General features: G+C 44.8%; 15 protein-coding genes and 1 pseudogene. 5 read left to right on the forward strand and 11 right to left on the reverse strand.

The features are described from left to right. Nucleotides 1-14: 14 nt before the first annotated feature. Nucleotides 15-3,443: a SpiroCoCo family coiled-coil protein gene (locus HRQ91_RS02595; protein WP_210120130.1), complete on the forward strand. Its 3,429-nt coding sequence runs from the start codon at nucleotides 15-17 to the stop codon at nucleotides 3,441-3,443. Here the strand turns inward: HRQ91_RS02595 and ispF are convergent. The 11 genes and pseudogenes from ispF to HRQ91_RS02645 all read right to left on the reverse strand — a co-directional run bounded on the left by ispF (nucleotide 3,395) and on the right by HRQ91_RS02645 (nucleotide 12,563). Continuing rightward, complete coding sequence (gene ispF / locus HRQ91_RS11875) at nucleotides 3,395-3,907, reverse strand: 2-C-methyl-D-erythritol 2,4-cyclodiphosphate synthase (RefSeq protein ID WP_476718535.1); 513 nt, start codon at nucleotides 3,905-3,907, stop codon at nucleotides 3,395-3,397. The two genes, HRQ91_RS02595 and ispF, sit on opposite strands and share 49 nt — an antisense overlap. A 42-nt stretch (nucleotides 3,908-3,949) precedes the next feature. Next, nucleotides 3,950-4,648 (reverse strand): annotated as a pseudogene (locus HRQ91_RS11880) (IspD/TarI family cytidylyltransferase); the annotation flags it as partial. After that, the gene (locus HRQ91_RS02605; RefSeq protein WP_210120132.1) at nucleotides 4,620-5,294 is read right to left on the reverse strand and encodes a CarD family transcriptional regulator; all 675 of its coding nucleotides are present in this window, start codon (nucleotides 5,292-5,294) and stop codon (nucleotides 4,620-4,622) included. The gene HRQ91_RS02605 and the pseudogene HRQ91_RS11880, both read right to left, overlap by 29 nt. Before the next feature lie 50 nt (nucleotides 5,295-5,344). Continuing rightward, nucleotides 5,345-6,625, reverse strand: coding sequence for an OmpA family protein (locus HRQ91_RS02610; RefSeq protein ID WP_210120133.1), 1,281 nt, complete (start codon nucleotides 6,623-6,625; stop codon nucleotides 5,345-5,347). Nucleotides 6,626-6,674: 49 nt separating this feature from the next. Beyond that, the gene (locus HRQ91_RS02615; protein ID WP_246473262.1) at nucleotides 6,675-7,163 is read right to left on the reverse strand and encodes a Holliday junction resolvase-like protein; all 489 of its coding nucleotides are present in this window, start codon (nucleotides 7,161-7,163) and stop codon (nucleotides 6,675-6,677) included. Between the two features lie 38 nt (nucleotides 7,164-7,201). Further along, a complete protein-coding gene (locus HRQ91_RS02620; RefSeq protein WP_210120134.1) occupies nucleotides 7,202-8,263 on the reverse strand; it encodes an extracellular solute-binding protein in 1,062 nt (353 codons plus the stop codon). A gap of 103 nt (nucleotides 8,264-8,366) precedes the next feature. Then, nucleotides 8,367-9,248 (reverse strand): ABC transporter permease, encoded by an 882-nt coding sequence (locus tag HRQ91_RS02625; RefSeq protein ID WP_210117069.1) that lies wholly within the window; start codon nucleotides 9,246-9,248, stop codon nucleotides 8,367-8,369. After that, a complete protein-coding gene (locus HRQ91_RS02630) occupies nucleotides 9,245-10,186 on the reverse strand; it encodes an ABC transporter permease (RefSeq protein WP_210120135.1) in 942 nt (313 codons plus the stop codon). The genes HRQ91_RS02625 and HRQ91_RS02630 overlap by 4 nt, the downstream gene beginning before the upstream one ends. After that, nucleotides 10,183-11,370, reverse strand: a complete 1,188-nt coding sequence (locus HRQ91_RS02635) for an ABC transporter ATP-binding protein (RefSeq protein ID WP_210117067.1) — start codon at nucleotides 11,368-11,370, stop codon at nucleotides 10,183-10,185. Before HRQ91_RS02635 ends, HRQ91_RS02630 begins: the two co-directional genes overlap by 4 nt. Before the next feature lie 119 nt (nucleotides 11,371-11,489). After that, nucleotides 11,490-11,816: a branched-chain amino acid transporter permease gene (locus HRQ91_RS02640; RefSeq protein ID WP_210120136.1), complete on the reverse strand. Its 327-nt coding sequence runs from the start codon at nucleotides 11,814-11,816 to the stop codon at nucleotides 11,490-11,492. Nucleotides 11,817-11,840: 24 nt separating this feature from the next. After that, the gene (locus tag HRQ91_RS02645; protein ID WP_210120137.1) at nucleotides 11,841-12,563 is read right to left on the reverse strand and encodes an AzlC family ABC transporter permease; all 723 of its coding nucleotides are present in this window, start codon (nucleotides 12,561-12,563) and stop codon (nucleotides 11,841-11,843) included. 190 nt (nucleotides 12,564-12,753) lie between these two features. On the opposite strand from HRQ91_RS02645, the gene HRQ91_RS02650 reads away from it, so the two are divergent. From HRQ91_RS02650 to HRQ91_RS02665, 4 genes are all read left to right on the forward strand, one after another. After that, nucleotides 12,754-12,984, forward strand: coding sequence for a hypothetical protein (locus tag HRQ91_RS02650; protein ID WP_210117064.1), 231 nt, complete (start codon nucleotides 12,754-12,756; stop codon nucleotides 12,982-12,984). A 376-nt stretch (nucleotides 12,985-13,360) separates the two neighbouring features. Further along, nucleotides 13,361-13,792, forward strand: coding sequence for a 50S ribosomal protein L13 (rplM, locus tag HRQ91_RS02655; protein ID WP_210117063.1), 432 nt, complete (start codon nucleotides 13,361-13,363; stop codon nucleotides 13,790-13,792). A gap of 12 nt (nucleotides 13,793-13,804) precedes the next feature. Then, the gene (rpsI, locus tag HRQ91_RS02660) at nucleotides 13,805-14,197 is read left to right on the forward strand and encodes a 30S ribosomal protein S9 (protein WP_210117062.1); all 393 of its coding nucleotides are present in this window, start codon (nucleotides 13,805-13,807) and stop codon (nucleotides 14,195-14,197) included. A gap of 102 nt (nucleotides 14,198-14,299) precedes the next feature. Beyond that, entirely contained in the window at nucleotides 14,300-14,818 is a 519-nt protein-coding gene (locus HRQ91_RS02665; RefSeq protein ID WP_210120138.1) for a regulatory protein RecX, read from the forward strand. Nucleotides 14,819-14,980 lie beyond the last annotated feature (162 nt).

Consider the following 14,980-nt stretch of genomic DNA (forward strand, 5'->3'; position numbering starts at 1 on the left):
TTGGATGGGTAAAAGTGGGAGTATTTACGATCTTATTATCGCTGATATTATCTTTCGGCGTTGTATTGGTATTCCGTTATTTGGATAAAGACAATAATTCTATGGATAAGGTTCGCCAGTACGCGGACAAGCGCATGTCCGATTTTGACGCATACTTCAAAGATAAAAATCATGCGCTTATGACAGTAGGCGCCGAACTTGACGCAAAGCAGACTATGTCTGCGGCTGCCGTAAAACGCTTTGAAAAGCAGCTTGCAGAATTTCGTCAGATGACGGAAAATCTTTCCGAAAAAACTTCCGTTGTAGATAATCTTAAGCAAAAAACCTCCGAATACGAAGACGAACTTGCAAAACTCGTCGATATGTCCGCGCGGGTTGAAGAAAACCTTCTTCGCATACAAAAAGCGTCTTCCGTCATCGATCAGGTAAACGCGCGTTTCGACGCTCAAAAAAAGACGGCGGATTCCATTGAAAAAAAGCTGTCCGTCATTACCGCGGATTTTGCAGGCAAAAACGCCGAACAGCTCAAGGCGATAGGAAGCGAACTTTTGAATCGCTACCAGCTGCGCGCTCAAAAACTTGACGAATCGACCGGCGCCGCCCAAAAACGGAGCGAAGAACTTCTTGCAAAGCTGAATGCCGACATAGCGTCCGCGTATAATTCCGCTGCCCAAAAAGCGACTCAGCTTGAAGACACCGTTTTTAAACATCTGAGCGAAAAGGCTTCCGCGCGCTGCGAATCTTATAAGACCGAAATAAACCGAAATTCGGAGGAAATTAAAAAACAGCTTTCCGATACGGCGGATTTTTTAACTAAGGCAATGGCCGAAACGGAACAGCGTGAAAAAAGTCTGCAGGGAAGATACGAATCTTTGCTGGAAGAACAGAATCTCGCATTCGACAAACAGCTTGAAAGAAAGTTTGCGGAATTAAACAGCCGAATTGACGAGAGCGCAGACCGAATACGTCAAACGACACAAGAGCTTGCCGAAGAAGCGGACGGCAACGGAAAGACTCTCGAAGGTATAAGAGCTTCTCTGGAGTCTCAGATTGTCCGGCTGCAAGAACGTTACGATTCTATGTTTTTAGAGGCGGTTTCCGATGCGGAAAATAAGGAAAAAACCGCATATGAAAAATATAGAGAAATTTCAGAGCGCAACTTGGAATCGTATAAAAATTCCGTCCAAGAAAAGATCAATCTGATAAATGAAAGCGCAGTTTCTGCTGCGAAGTCTGCCGAAGAAAAACTTTCCGCCGTAACGGCTTCTCTTTCAAATTTGGACGCCCGCATCGAAGAATATAAAAAGGACCTGTTATACAGACTTTCAAATCTTGAAATGTCCGGACAGGATCTTGAATCTCTTGAAAGTGCGGTTCGTAAGGCGATGGATCAGACTCAGAACCGCATCTTATCGGATTTTACGGATTTTTCAGCCGCACAGCAAAAGCGTCAAAGCGATTTTGAGCTTTCGATAAAGGATAATTCTGACAGAATAGCCGCCGAACTTTCCGCCCTTGAAAAATCTTTAGACTCTCTTAAGGAATCCGCCGTAAGCAGCGTGAGCGAAAAACTTCACGGGCTTGAAGATTCTTTCGATTCGAATTTGAGAGCGAGCGCTGCAAAACTTTCGGACGAGCTTAACGAATGGAAGCAGGACTTTGACAGCCGGCTCGGAAAACTTTCGGGGCAGTACGAGGACCAAAGGCACGCGGTTGAAAGCAATTATACGGAAGACTTAAAAAACAAACTTCTTGCGCTTCAGGAGCGCAACAAGGAATTTTTGACCCGCAGCTCTTCGGACATAGCCTTGGCGCGCGAAGACATTCAAGAACAGCTTGAACAGGTTCGCAGCGAGATGACCGGTTTTATGGAACAGTATCGTGAGAATTTGCAGCAGGCTTCCTCGGATTCGGAAAAAGCTCTTAAAGAAGCTTCCGAAGCATATAACGCAAGGATAATATCTCAGCTTGAAAAAAAGGAAAAAGAAATACTTGAAGATCTTAAAGCCTTTGAAGAAGGTGTGGAAAGCCGCCAAAAGACGGGAGTTTCTTCGATAGACGCCGCGATGTCCGAATTTAATACGTGGAAACAGCACTTGAGGCAGCAGTTTGACGAGGCGAGGTCTCTGTTTGAAGAACAGCTTGACGGCATGAAGGACGCCGCCGCACAAAAAATAGAGGAAGCTCAAGGCATTCTCGACGGCAGCATGGAAGAATATTCTTCGGAAAGGCAAAAAAAGCTCGATGAACTTTCGGAGCGCATAGATTCTTTAGACGATAAAACCGAAACTTCCATTTCCGAATACGAAGACCGATCCAAAAATATAGTATCTGAAATGCAGAAAATGTATGAAGAGATGCTCAAAACTACGGAAGAGAGGGTTAGATCTCAGACCACGGATTCCGAGCAAAAAATCCGCGCGTTGAAAAACGAAATCCAATCGGCAGGCGAAGAAAACCGCGTCCGACAGGCAAATATGGTCATGAAAATGCAAAACGATGCGAATGATTTTCAGACCAGGATGAGCGAGCTTGACAAGGAATTGAAGAGCATAGAAGTTCAAATGCAGCTTTATGAAAAAGCCGAGCAGATGAAAAAACAGTTGGACGACAGGTTGACGGAATTGGATAACCGGTTCGATAAGATTGATCTTTACCGCGACGACGCCGAAAAACTGTCGGCAGAATACAACGGTCTTCTTAAGCTTGACAATGAAATCAACGAAAAACTTTTGCGTTTTAATTCGGGCAGAAGTCAGATCGAAAATATCGAATCGAAATTTGATAAACTGCTTGCTTTGTCGGGAAACATGGATACTAAAATCAAAGATTTGCAAACGGCAAGCGACGACCTGCAGGAAATACAGATAGCGGTACGCAATTTTCAAAATACGCTTTCGGGAATTTCCGACCGCTACGATCGTCTTGAAAAGAAAAATGAAGTCATAGACAGGGTTGCGTCCGATGTGGACAAAACATTTGAAAATTTGCGCGAGCTTGAACAAAGGCTTTCAAACTGCAACCGTCAGGCGTCTTCTTTGCCGGCGGAAATCGAAGACGTTCAAAAAAACGTGGATTTGATTTTGGCAAGCAACGGACGAATAAACGAAGCCGTAGAAAAACTCGGTTCGCTGCATGAAATTTTGGAAGAAGCCGAGCGCAAGACCGACGCCATAAAAAGCGAACGTGACGGTATAGGGCGGAGCGAAGCCCGGCTGCACCAGCTTTCTCAGGACATCGATACTAAATTTAATCTTTTGGCAAGGATTACAAAGGCGGATCTTGAAAAGAATCCCGGAAAACAGTCTTCAGGAATAACTCCGCAGGATCGCGAAGCCATAAAAACGTTGAAGCGGCAAGGCTGGAAAATTTCAGAGATAGCAAGGCGCATGAATCATTCCGAAACGGAAATAGAATTGATTCTCGATATGCCTGACGACTGAACAAGCAGGCAGTTTGCCCACGCTTCCACCGCTTCGCCTCGGCCTATTTTTCCTAATTTTTCGCCGGTTTTGGCTTTTACAAAGATTCTGTCTTCGTCCGTGCCGAGTATCGCAGCTATGGATCTTCTTACTTCGTCCCTGTACGGTAAAAATTTAGGCTTTTCAAGCGCAATTACGCAGTCCAGGTTGCAAAGCTGCCAGCCTTTTGCGCTTATCTTATTCCAAACGTTGCCTAGCAGGAATCGAGAATCGGCGTCTTTCCATTTATTGTCTTCAGGTGGAAAAAAACTTCCTATGTCGCCGAGCGCGCACGCACCGAGCAGCGCATCCGTGATTGCATGTAAGAGCACATCGCCGTCGGAATGCGCGGCTTCCCCCTTATCGAAAGGAATGTGCACTCCGCCCAAAAACAGTTTTCGCCCTTCGACAAGCGCGTGCAGATCGTATCCCAGCCCCACTCTTATCATATTTTTCGTTTGATTTTCCATGTCTTTAACGATATCCGAAGGATATGTGATCTTTTTATTCAAAGGATCTCCTTCTACGGTTATTACGTCGCCTGCGTATTTTCCCCATATTTCGGTATCGTCGGTATAAACGCAGCCGTCTTTTAGAGCGTTTCTGTGAGCTTTAAGAAGCGGCGCAAACAAAAAGGCTTGCGGCGTCTGTACAGCCGCCAGATCCTCCCGCACCAAATGTCTTTTTATAAGTTTGTCTTTGCCGACCTCTTTTTGCGTATCCACGGGGCGTATGGCCGGAACTGCGGCTCCGATCTTTTTTGCAGCGGCGATAGTATCGAGTATGAGTTTTTTGCTTACGAAAGGGCGCGCACCGTCGTGTATGAGCACGATGGAATCGGGGGCGGCGTTTTCTTTTTCAAGTTGTTCAAGGGAATTTAAAACCGAAGCCTGCCTAGTAGCGCCGCCTTCTACAAAGAACAGTTTAGTCGTTTTTAACAGGGAATTTATCACAGGATCTGAAAAAAATGCCTCTTTTGCGCCGTCGTAATTTCCCGGCGGGAACGAAATCACAATGCGTTCAAAATCATAGGCTTCTAAAAATGCGCGGGCAGCTTGGGATAATACCGTGCCGCCTTTCATCGGAAGAAATTCTTTTTTTATTCCGCCCATGCGGCTTGAATTCCCGGCCGCAAGGATGACCAATTCCGCCTGTATTTCAGTCCTCAAAGCCGTCGTCCGAATCATCGTCTTCTTCGTCGTCGTCAACGGAATCTGTCATGGGTTTTTCATCGGAATCGTCGTTTTCTTCGTCGGAGGAATCGTCCGCATCGTCGTCAAAAACTTCGTCGTCGTCATCGATGCTGTCAATAATGCGTTTGGTTTCGTGAGCAAGGCCTGGCGGTTCAAGTTTTTCGTGGAGCAAGGACTCCGCTTCTTTGACGGGGATTCCCATTGCAAATGAAATTTCGTCTTCAAGAAGTTTTTTTGCGTTGTCGTAAAGCTTTCGTTCCAAAATGGGCAGCTCTTTGATCTTGCTGCGGTTATATAGACAGCGGACGATTACGGCAATGTCGGCGATACTGCCTTTCTTGAGCAGGTCGAGATTCATTTGATAGCGCAATTTCCAATCCGACGTGATGGGCTCAAATCCTTCTCCCAAAAGATCGATCGCTTTTTGCGCTTCTTCCGCAGAAACTATGGCGCGGATACCAAGTCCTTCCGCACGGCTTACGGGCACGATCACAATCATGTCCGACACTTCAAGATAAATTTTATAGTGAAGAAGCGTTTCGCCGTTAAAGACTTTTTCGAAAATATCGACTATTTTACCTACGCCCTGGCTGGGATAAACTACTTGCTGATTGAGCTTGAAATTAGTATTCAAATCCATGAAGCTTATAATACCACAAAATGAAGGAATAATCAAAGGGGCGCATTTCGCTATTTATCCAGAATAGTGATTTCAACCCGTCTGTTGCGGGAGCGGCCTTCGTCCGTATTATTCGGCGCCACGGGGTTTTGCGCTCCGAATCCTTTTGTAAAAATATGATAAAGGTCTTTTACACCTATTTCCGCCAGATAATCCGCCACCGCTTCGGCTCTCTCTTTTGAAAGTTTAAGGCGCGACTTCATCGTTCCCGCCAGAGCCGTATAGCCGCTTATGAGAAGATCGTTATTGGGATATCCCTTTAATATGACGGCGATCTTTTTCAGTTTTTCCTTTTCGCTTTCCTGCAGCACCGCTGAATCGGCTTTGAACTGAATGTTTTCAAGGCTTATGGTTATCCCTTTGTCGTTATTTTTTACCTGAACGTCTTTTAGGTTAAGGTTTTCGATTTTTTCTTTAACCTTATCAAGATCGTCCGACGTTCTTTCAAACTGTGTTATTTCGGCTTCCGTAGTTCCGTTAAACTTAAAGACATTACCGTATGACGTTACGATTGTTATGCGGAACGTTTCGGTGTAATGATCCAAGGCGCTTCTGTCGTAATCCCAGTACAGCTTTTGCTGAGAATAGCCCGTAGTGGTTACCGGATATTCTGAATAAAGACCTTCTTTGTTTTCGGGAGAAGGACTGTCGAAGTAAAGATTGTACGTTACCGTAAAGACATCGAATTTTTTACCCGAATCGCCGCGTTTTTCGCCTTCATAGACGTATACGGCGTTAAACGGCACTTTTAGGGGCTGTTTGATATTGAACGTCCGCCTAAGATCGTGGGCTTCGTATCCTTCTTCCGTCCAGGTTTCGCCCGGGAATATCGGTTTTTGCGGAAAAACCGGCATGTCGCGGATGACGGGCATAAAATATTCGGCGTCTATGGTAAAGCGGCCTTGAGCGTCTCTTTCATATTCGCTGTTGTATTCTTCGTTCCACGTGAGGTGTTTGCCGTTTTCGCCTGCGGTTGAAGTATCGGAGGTCATAAAGTTTGCTTTGTGAACGCCTTTTCCGCCGGCTTTTACGCTTTCTATGTGAACGCTTACTCTGCTTACTATTTCGGAATGATGATCGAGCTGATTGTTTATAAGCACGTCTTCGTTTACGCGCGAAAGTATTCGATACCTGTCGTCTTTTTTATATTTGAATGTAAAAATTTTTCCGCTTCCGCTTGTGCTCGCTGAATCGTCGTTTACGGCCGTACCTTTTACATTAGTCTGTGCAAAAAAAGAAAAATGCGAAAAAATGATCACCGCAATAAATAATGCGAATTTGTTTTTTTTCATAAAGACTCCGTCTTAATTATCGGCATTTATGACGATAATCGGGCAGATTTTAAATACTCGGGTTATATTCGACATAACGCACGCGGCCTTCTTCTACGGCGGCCTTTATCTCGCGTTCGCGCTTTGAAAGACCTGAATTTCCGGTCTTTACTTCTATAAATAAAATTTCTTTTATTCCGCTTCCGTCCGCCGCGCCGGGGAATCCTATAAAATCCAAAGGTTTGCCTACAAAGCGGACGTCCGCAGGATTACACGGAAAGTCTTTTAAAAACGGCGCGATCTGTTCCGCCATCTGTCCGCTTAAGACCGCACGCGAGCGCTTTACGGCGTCGTCTCGACCGGCCTGGAGCAAAGCGGTGAGTTTTTGTTTTTCTTCATAGCGCCCGAGTTTAAGCCCGATCCGAAAAAGTATGATACAAAAGGCTGTGATTAAGAGCGCAAAAAAAAGTAAAACCATAGCGACATACTCGGGTGAAGCGGCCGCTTTTTTTGCAAACAAGGAAATTATGTCGGCGGCGGCAGAAAATATCCTATTCATTTTATGCCTCATAAACTAAAAGTATCCGCACGGGATGGTCATTTTGCCGTGAACCGTATTTCCTGCCAGGCACTATTGTATTTTTCAAGGCCTTCACCTAAATCCTCTTTTAATTCACAGGGATCCATTTCTTCGGCGTCGTACATGGGTTTTGTTTTACGGAATTTTTCGGCTTCCGTGTTTACGTAGCATGGAAAACGGAATTCATCTAGAAATATCGCATAATTTTCAGGTTCATGTATGAAATTTATAAATTTCATGGCGAGTTCGTAGTTTTTCGCTCCTTTTAATATGACCATGGAATCTATGTACATGGGCCCGCCTTCCTTGGGAATAAAAAAATCAACCATGTCGGCTTGTTTTTCTTCCGGCACTTCGCCGAAAACAACTTCCGCATACCCCTGACACACCCAAAAATCCCCCGATGCAAAGGACTTTCCGAATCCTTCCGCATCGAATTTTATAAGATTCGGCCTCCAGCTGTTTATCACAAGATCCTTTGCCGCTTCGATCTCTTTATCGTCGAGAGTGTTTACGGATTTCCCTTGAAATGCAAGCGCGTCGCCTAAAACTTCTCTCATGTCGTCCATCATTGTCATGTGATCTTTAAGATCCGTGCGGCCGAAAAGGCCCCACGTCTTTTCATAGTACGCTACCTTTTGCTTGTTTATCGCTACTCCTGCCGCCCCCATGTAGTAAGGCACGCCGTATTTCATTGTCGGATCGTAAGTCGCTTTTTCTAAGACTTTGGGATTTATATATTTTGAATTGGGAAATTTTTCAATATCTATTTCTTTTAACATTCCTTGTTTTATCATGATTGAAGCGTAATCTTGGGACGGAAACGTTATGTCGTACCCTTTGGCGCCCGCTTTTAGTTTTGCATACATGACCTCGTTGGAATCAAAGGTGTCTACTTTTACCGTTACGTCGAATTCTTTTTCGAATTTTTTAATCAGCGAATCCGGCGTATAATATGTCCAATTGAAAAGATAAAGAGTTTTATTTGCGGTTTCGCTTGTTTTTTTTGAGCAGGAAACGGATAAAATGGCGGCACCCATTAACGCCGCGGCAAAAAACTCGTTAAAAATTCTTTTCATAATAGACTCCCATAAAATGCGGCTAAATTTTGCCGGTTCTTTTATCGCCTTACGGTTAAAGCTTTTTGCAGTTTGCAATCGGCGTATTTTTTGATTAAACCGGTCACCGATTTGACGCTACAGTTTTAAGGCCTCCCCTGAGCACAAAGGCTATAAAGCAAGTACATAAGATCATGACAAATGAAAGCGAATTTATCACCGGAGAAACGCCGAAACGGATCATGGAATAAACATACAGAGGCAGCGTAGTCGATCCGGGGCCGGAAACAAAAAACGTAATCACAAAATCTTCAAGCGACATTGTGATCGCCATTAAAAAGCCTGAAAGTATTCCCGGCATAATGGCGGGAATTATTACCTTTGTCATCGTCTGTAATTCCGTTGCGCCCAAGTCGTGAGCGGCTTCGATTATTGAAAAATCAAATTCATCAAGGCGCGCCGAAATCATAAGGTAAACGAACGGAAGACAGAAAGTAGTATGCGCCGCAAAAATAGTGAACAGCCCCAATGGAAGTTTTATTCCGCTGAAAAATATAAGCATCGAAACGCCTATTATAACTTCCGGCAGCACCATGGGCAAAAAACTTATTGTCTGTATGAACGAACGGCCCCTAAACTTATACCAGCTTATTCCCAGCGCGGACAAGGTGCCGAGGATCGTAGAAACTATTCCTGCGGTAACCGCCACTATTAGGCTGTTAAAAAGCGCAGCCCAAAGGTCTCCTGACTCGAACAAAAGTTTTTTATACCAGATAAGAGAAAGGCCTGTAAATTCTCCGCCCTTGCTTTTATTGAATGAAAAAACCGTAATGATGATAAGAGGAATAAATAAAAACAGCAATGTAAAAAACAGAACCGTTTTTGAAAACGACAGCATCTTTGCTCTCTGCTTCCATGTCTTTTTTGCATGTACGGCAGGTTCGCCCGTCGGTCGTTTTTTCCATAAAAAACGGCTTGCCAAAATGGAATAAAAATTGAGTTTCATCTTGGCGCTCCATCCGTATTATCCGTCTTTTTGAGAGCGGCGGCATTTTTGCTTGCAGCGAGCATCCAAAGCACTCCTGCAGTGCTTACGGCCGTCAAAACCATACTGAAAGCCGCTGCAAGCGGCCAGTTGCGTGTTTTTTGAACTTGATCCACGATTATGTTGCCGAGCATGTAGGAATCCTTTCCTCCTACCAAAAGCGGTACAGTATATGCTCCGAAAATAGGAATAAAGGTAAAGACTACGCCTGTAAGAATACCGCTTTTTATACTGGGAATAAGAACTTTCATTATCGCCTGAAATTTATTTGCGCCTAAGTCGCGGGCAGCTTCAAGGAGCGAAAAGTCGAATCTGTCTACGGCGGTAAAAATCGGCAATATCGCGTACGGAATATACATGTACACGGAAACAAGCACTACGGCGCCTCCGGTATAAAGAAATTTTACATAGTCTTTTACAAGTCCGAGGCCTCTTAATATCTGGTTTAAAATTCCGTCGTTGTTCAGTATGGACATCCATGCAAAGATTCTTATGAGAGAATTTGTCCAAAACGGAATTATGACAAGAAAAAGAAGGAAGGTTTGATATTTGCTTCTGGCCATTGCATATCCGCAGGGAAGAGCTATCAGAATAGTGATAAGCGTAGATATAACGGATAATCTTAGCGTCCGCATGACAAGGATTCCGTAATTGGGGCTGAGCATTTGGCGGTAAGCTTTGAGGGAGAATTCCCATTCAACTCCGCCGTACAGTCCCTTTTTCATAAAACTGTATACTACGATTATCACGAGCGGCGCGATAAAGAACGCTACAAACCACAGCCCCATAGGCCACGCGTACAGCGCACCGGGATTTGATTTTTTACGCCCCCCGCCTATAGAGGAAAATTCTTCTTTACCCGCCGGAGGTTTTTCCGATACGTCCGCTTTTTTACTCATCGCTCTATATCCTCAACAATGTAACCGTCGTTTGCAGACCATGAAACGTAAACGGTGTCCTTCCATGAAATTTCAGGCCCGTCGTCCAGGTAATTTGTATGCTGTTTGAATACTTTGATGACGGCGCCGTTTTCAAGGCGGACATAAAATTTGGACTGGAATCCCGAATAGACCGGCTCTTCTACGACTCCTTTAAATACGTTTATGTCCGTTCGTCCTTTTACGTTCGGGGTTTCATTGGTTATACGGATTTTTTCGGGGCGGACGGTAAATGCAACTTTTTGTCCCGGTTCCGTATGCTCATAATCGGTGACCATCATGAATTTATCGCTGTCGGCCATTTCGGGCGTATCCGTCGGAAGCGGCGCCTGCTTGCCCAATGCGGGAACTTTTAGCGTTACCATGTATTCTTTGTCGCCGTTTACATTGTAAGGCACGCATTTTTCAACTTCGGCTTCAAACAGGTTTGTTTCGCCTATGAATTCCGCCACAAATTGCGTCGCGGGGCTTTCGTAAATTTCAAAAGGCGTGCCTATTTGCAGCACACGGCCGTGGTTCATGATGGCGATACGGTCCGAAACTGAAAGAGCTTCGCTTTGATCGTGCGTTACGTAAATGAACGTTATGCCGATCTTGTCGTGAAGGTTGTCAAGGTCGATAAGGAGGTTCGCCCTGAGCTTAGCGTCCAGAGCGGAAAGCGGTTCGTCCAAGAGCAGTACCTGAGGCTCGTTTATGAGCGCCCTCGCGATGGCGACGCGCTGCTTTTGTCCGCCTGAAAGCCTGTTAGGTTTTTTGTCCTCATGGCCGTCAAGCTGAACCAAGCGGATATACGAGCGTACTTTTTCATCTATAGTCTTTTTATCGATTTTTTTTAACCGCAAAGGAAACGCAATGTTTTCGTAGACGGTAAGATGAGGAAAAAGCGCATAAGTCTGAAATACCGTGTTTGAATGCCGTTTATCCGGCGGCATAGGTATGACGTTTTTATCGTCAAACAGAATTGAGCCCTCGTCGGGATCTTCAAATCCGGCTATTATGCGCAGTAGCGTTGTCTTTCCGCATCCTGACGGACCAAGGAGTGAGAAAAACTCACCCGGCTTAATAACAAAATTTATGTCTCTAAGCGCTTGGAAATCCCCGAAGTTCTTGGAAACATGGTCTATGGAAACCCGACTGCCTTTCAATGACTTCTCCTGTAGAGGTCAATAATAAGCGCTTTAAAATATTAGCGTAAGATCTACAATGCTGCTATTGTTCGGCTTTGTCAATATTTTTTTTAATTATTTTGGAAAAAATTTACAGTTTACCATAGTTTTTGCAGGATCATAAATAAAATCGTGCTGCCGAAAATACTCAGCATCGGATTGTTTTTCCATAAGTGAAGCATGACCGCAGAAGCAAGGGCTATAAAATAAGGAATTCCGTAAGGGAATGCCGTTACGTTTATGTCTTTAACCCCGTAGACTACGAGTATTGCGATGATCATGGGCGGAATATACTTTTCAATGAATTTTATGATTGCAGGCGGCTCTTTTTTGGAAAAAAGTATAAAAGGAAAAGCTCTGGTGCCGAAAATGATCGCCGCGCTTATCGCAACCGCAATCATAACGCTTTGCATGTTTAATTTCATTTAAATCTTCCTTTTGCCGTATTTTTACGGTTCCGTTCGGTTTGAAATTTCTTTTGTGCTTTTATTTCCACGGAAAATAATAAGGCTTGCTATTCCTGCCGACAGGGCACAGATCAATATGTGTTTTCCGTCCAGAATTCCCGCTTTGGATAATATTACGGCAAATACCGTTACTGAAGCGCCGATTATAACAGGCAAAAAGTCGCGGTCAGACTTTATACGGTTTACAAGCATGACGGCGAACAGCGCCGTAAGCGCAAAATCTACGCCTTCAAATGAAAAAGGCAAAACGGCGCCGGCTGCGGCTCCTATTGTGCTGCCCGAAACCCAGTACGAGTAATTGAGCATCGCTATAGTTCCGTAAAAAGCCCCCGGATCCGTGTGTTTCGGTAATTTAACGCCGGTAAGAAGCGCATAGGTTTCGTCGGTAAGTGCAAAGATTAAAAACGGTTTCCATTTTCCGGTATTTTTAAATCCGCTTATGAGGGAAAGGCCGTACACTATGTGCCTTATGTTAAGCAGCAATTCGGTAACCGCGATCGCCGTAAGAGGAACGCCTGATGCAAACAAGCCTATCGCAACATATTGTCCCGCCCCCGCATACATCAAAAGACTCATGAGCGGAGCGAGCCACCACGGGTAACCGGTCGTCGTCACCATAAGTCCGAAAGGGATCCCTATGGCAATGTATCCGAAAAATACGGGCGAAGTTATTTTAACGGCCTGCGCGATGTAGTATCTGTTCATTTTTATAGTATAGCTAAACTTATATCCTTGTGCAAATAAACCCGATTGTTACAAACCCGATTGCGGGTAAAACTATGCGGCAGAACATCATTGACTTGCCTTAAAAATTGTGTAAGATTGATATTGTTCGGTCTTGCAGCCGCATCTACGACGGCAGTCGAAAATTTTAAATTGTTTAAGGACGGATGTTATGGTTTCAATAATTATAGGTCTGGTTTTGATCGCTTTTACCGTTGTTGCGGCGCTTCCCTCGTGTCTCGATTGGAGTGCGGAAATAATTGCGTTTTTAAAAGGATGCGCACCGGTTCTCGCCGCCTTTATAGGCCTTATCGCCTTGTTTATCGGGGCGGCCGACATTAAAGACAAAAAAGAAGCTCAAAAAGAAGAGGCCGCCGCCCAGTCCGCGGAAGAAAAAAAATAAATTTCGTCGTTCAGTGAAACAGCGCATTTTATAAAACAGCGCGCTTTGAAGTAAGCGAGCTTTTATTTTTTACATTCCGTTGATATATATTTTGTCGGTGCAGGAATCTGCGATTTTAAATTCGGTTTCGCTGACTATTGTCGCGCCGTGATTCCGCTATTGTTGTGCCGGCAGCGTGCCGATTCGATTGTTCGTTGTCGCGCCTGCCGCGCAGCGATTCGCTGCGACAGCGGTTTGTAATTCACTTGACACTTTCATTTAAATTCATTTATATTTATATACCCCGTAATGCCGATGTTTTGCTCGATCATCGGTGCGCCTAAGGATCGGATGCAAGATCCCAAAGCGAACAACTTTATTTTAGTAAGGTATATGCATGAAAACTATTTTCGTAAAAGAACACGAACAAGACCGTAAATGGTATTTGATCGATGCGACGGATAAACCGATAGGGCGCGTTGCTGCAAAAGCGGCTTCAATATTGCGCGGCAAAAACAAACCTTCGTTTACCGCAAATCAAAATATGGGTGATTATGTTGTCATTATCAATGTCGGGAAGGCGGCCATGACAGGCGCTAAGCAGACTGATAAGATTTATTACAATTATACGACCGGTTTTGTAGGCAGCTTAAAAAAACGCAGCTATGAAGAATTGATCAAAAAGCATCCTGAAGAACCGATGCGCCGTGCGATAAACGGAATGCTTCCGAGCGGACGACTCGGCCGCACTATGGCCGGCAATGTAAAAATTTATGCCGGCGCCGAACACCCGCATTCTGCGCAAAATCCGCAGCCGATTGAAATTTAACAGGAGCTTGAGATGGTAAAAGATATTGCTATTGGTACAGGTAGAAGAAAAACTGCGGTCGCCCGTGTTTTTATGCGTGAAGGCAGCGGAAAGATTGTTGTAAACGGAAAAGATATAAAAGATTATTTTGCGACCGAAGAACAGATTCGTATCGTTCATCAGCCGCTCTTGGTTACTTCAAATGACAGCAAATTCGATATCGTGATCAATGTTCTCGGCGGCGGATTAAACGGACAGGCCGCTGCCTGTTTGCACGGTATTGCCCGCGCCCTGACACAGATCGACCAGGATACGCACACGGCTCTTAAGGCTAACGGGTACCTTACTCGCGACTCCCGCATGGTTGAACGTAAAAAATACGGCCAGAAGGGCGCACGCAGAAGATTCCAGTTCAGCAAACGTTAAACTTTGGTTATTTCCCGCGTTGAAGAGGTCTCTGCCGGTTGTATTAAAATTATAACCGAGTCGGGACCTTCTTTTTTTATCCGCAGCTCTTATCTGTCACTCGTGCCTCCCGAACAAATAGTTTCCGGTTCGGTTTTTATCGAAGAAAAAGAAGACGACATTATAAATGCGGGGCTTGCCTTTGCCGCCGAAAAAAAAGCGCTGGAATACCTGTCCCGCGCGGAGCAAAGCAGGGCGGGACTTTATCGTAAGCTTAAGGCAAAAAAATTTGAAAAAACTGCGATAGATAAAGCTCTTGATCATTTGGAGAGCGCTTCGTATCTGTCGGACATGCGTTTTGCGCGCGCATGGCTGAATAACAGAAAAATAACTCACAGCGAAGGCCGGTCAAAACTTGCATGTGAACTTGCCGCACGCGGCATTGATAAAGAAACTTCCGCCGCAGCTCTGGACGATTTTTTTGCTCAAAACGATGAAAGAGACGCCTGCATTAAGGCGTTGGAAAAATGCCGCAGGCTTAAAAAAGATCAAAACAAAACCTTTGCCGCCTTGTTGCGCGCGGGGTTTTCATACAATCTAATCCGGGATGTTCTGCCTGCGGCCGACACAGAGTTTATTTGACGTCCGTATGCGGCTGGCTGCGACCGGCAAGACAACAGCAGACCGGCGGCAGTGCAAACGTCAACAACATTAAGGTGCTGCAGTCTAACGACTGCCGGGCACATATATCCAAGAAAATTGTCCACAAGCTGAAGTTTCGGCCTTTTTCCCTTTATCCGTTTC

This window comes from Treponema parvum, assembly GCF_017893965.1.
Classification (GTDB): domain Bacteria; phylum Spirochaetota; class Spirochaetia; order Treponematales; family Treponemataceae; genus Treponema_D; species Treponema_D parvum.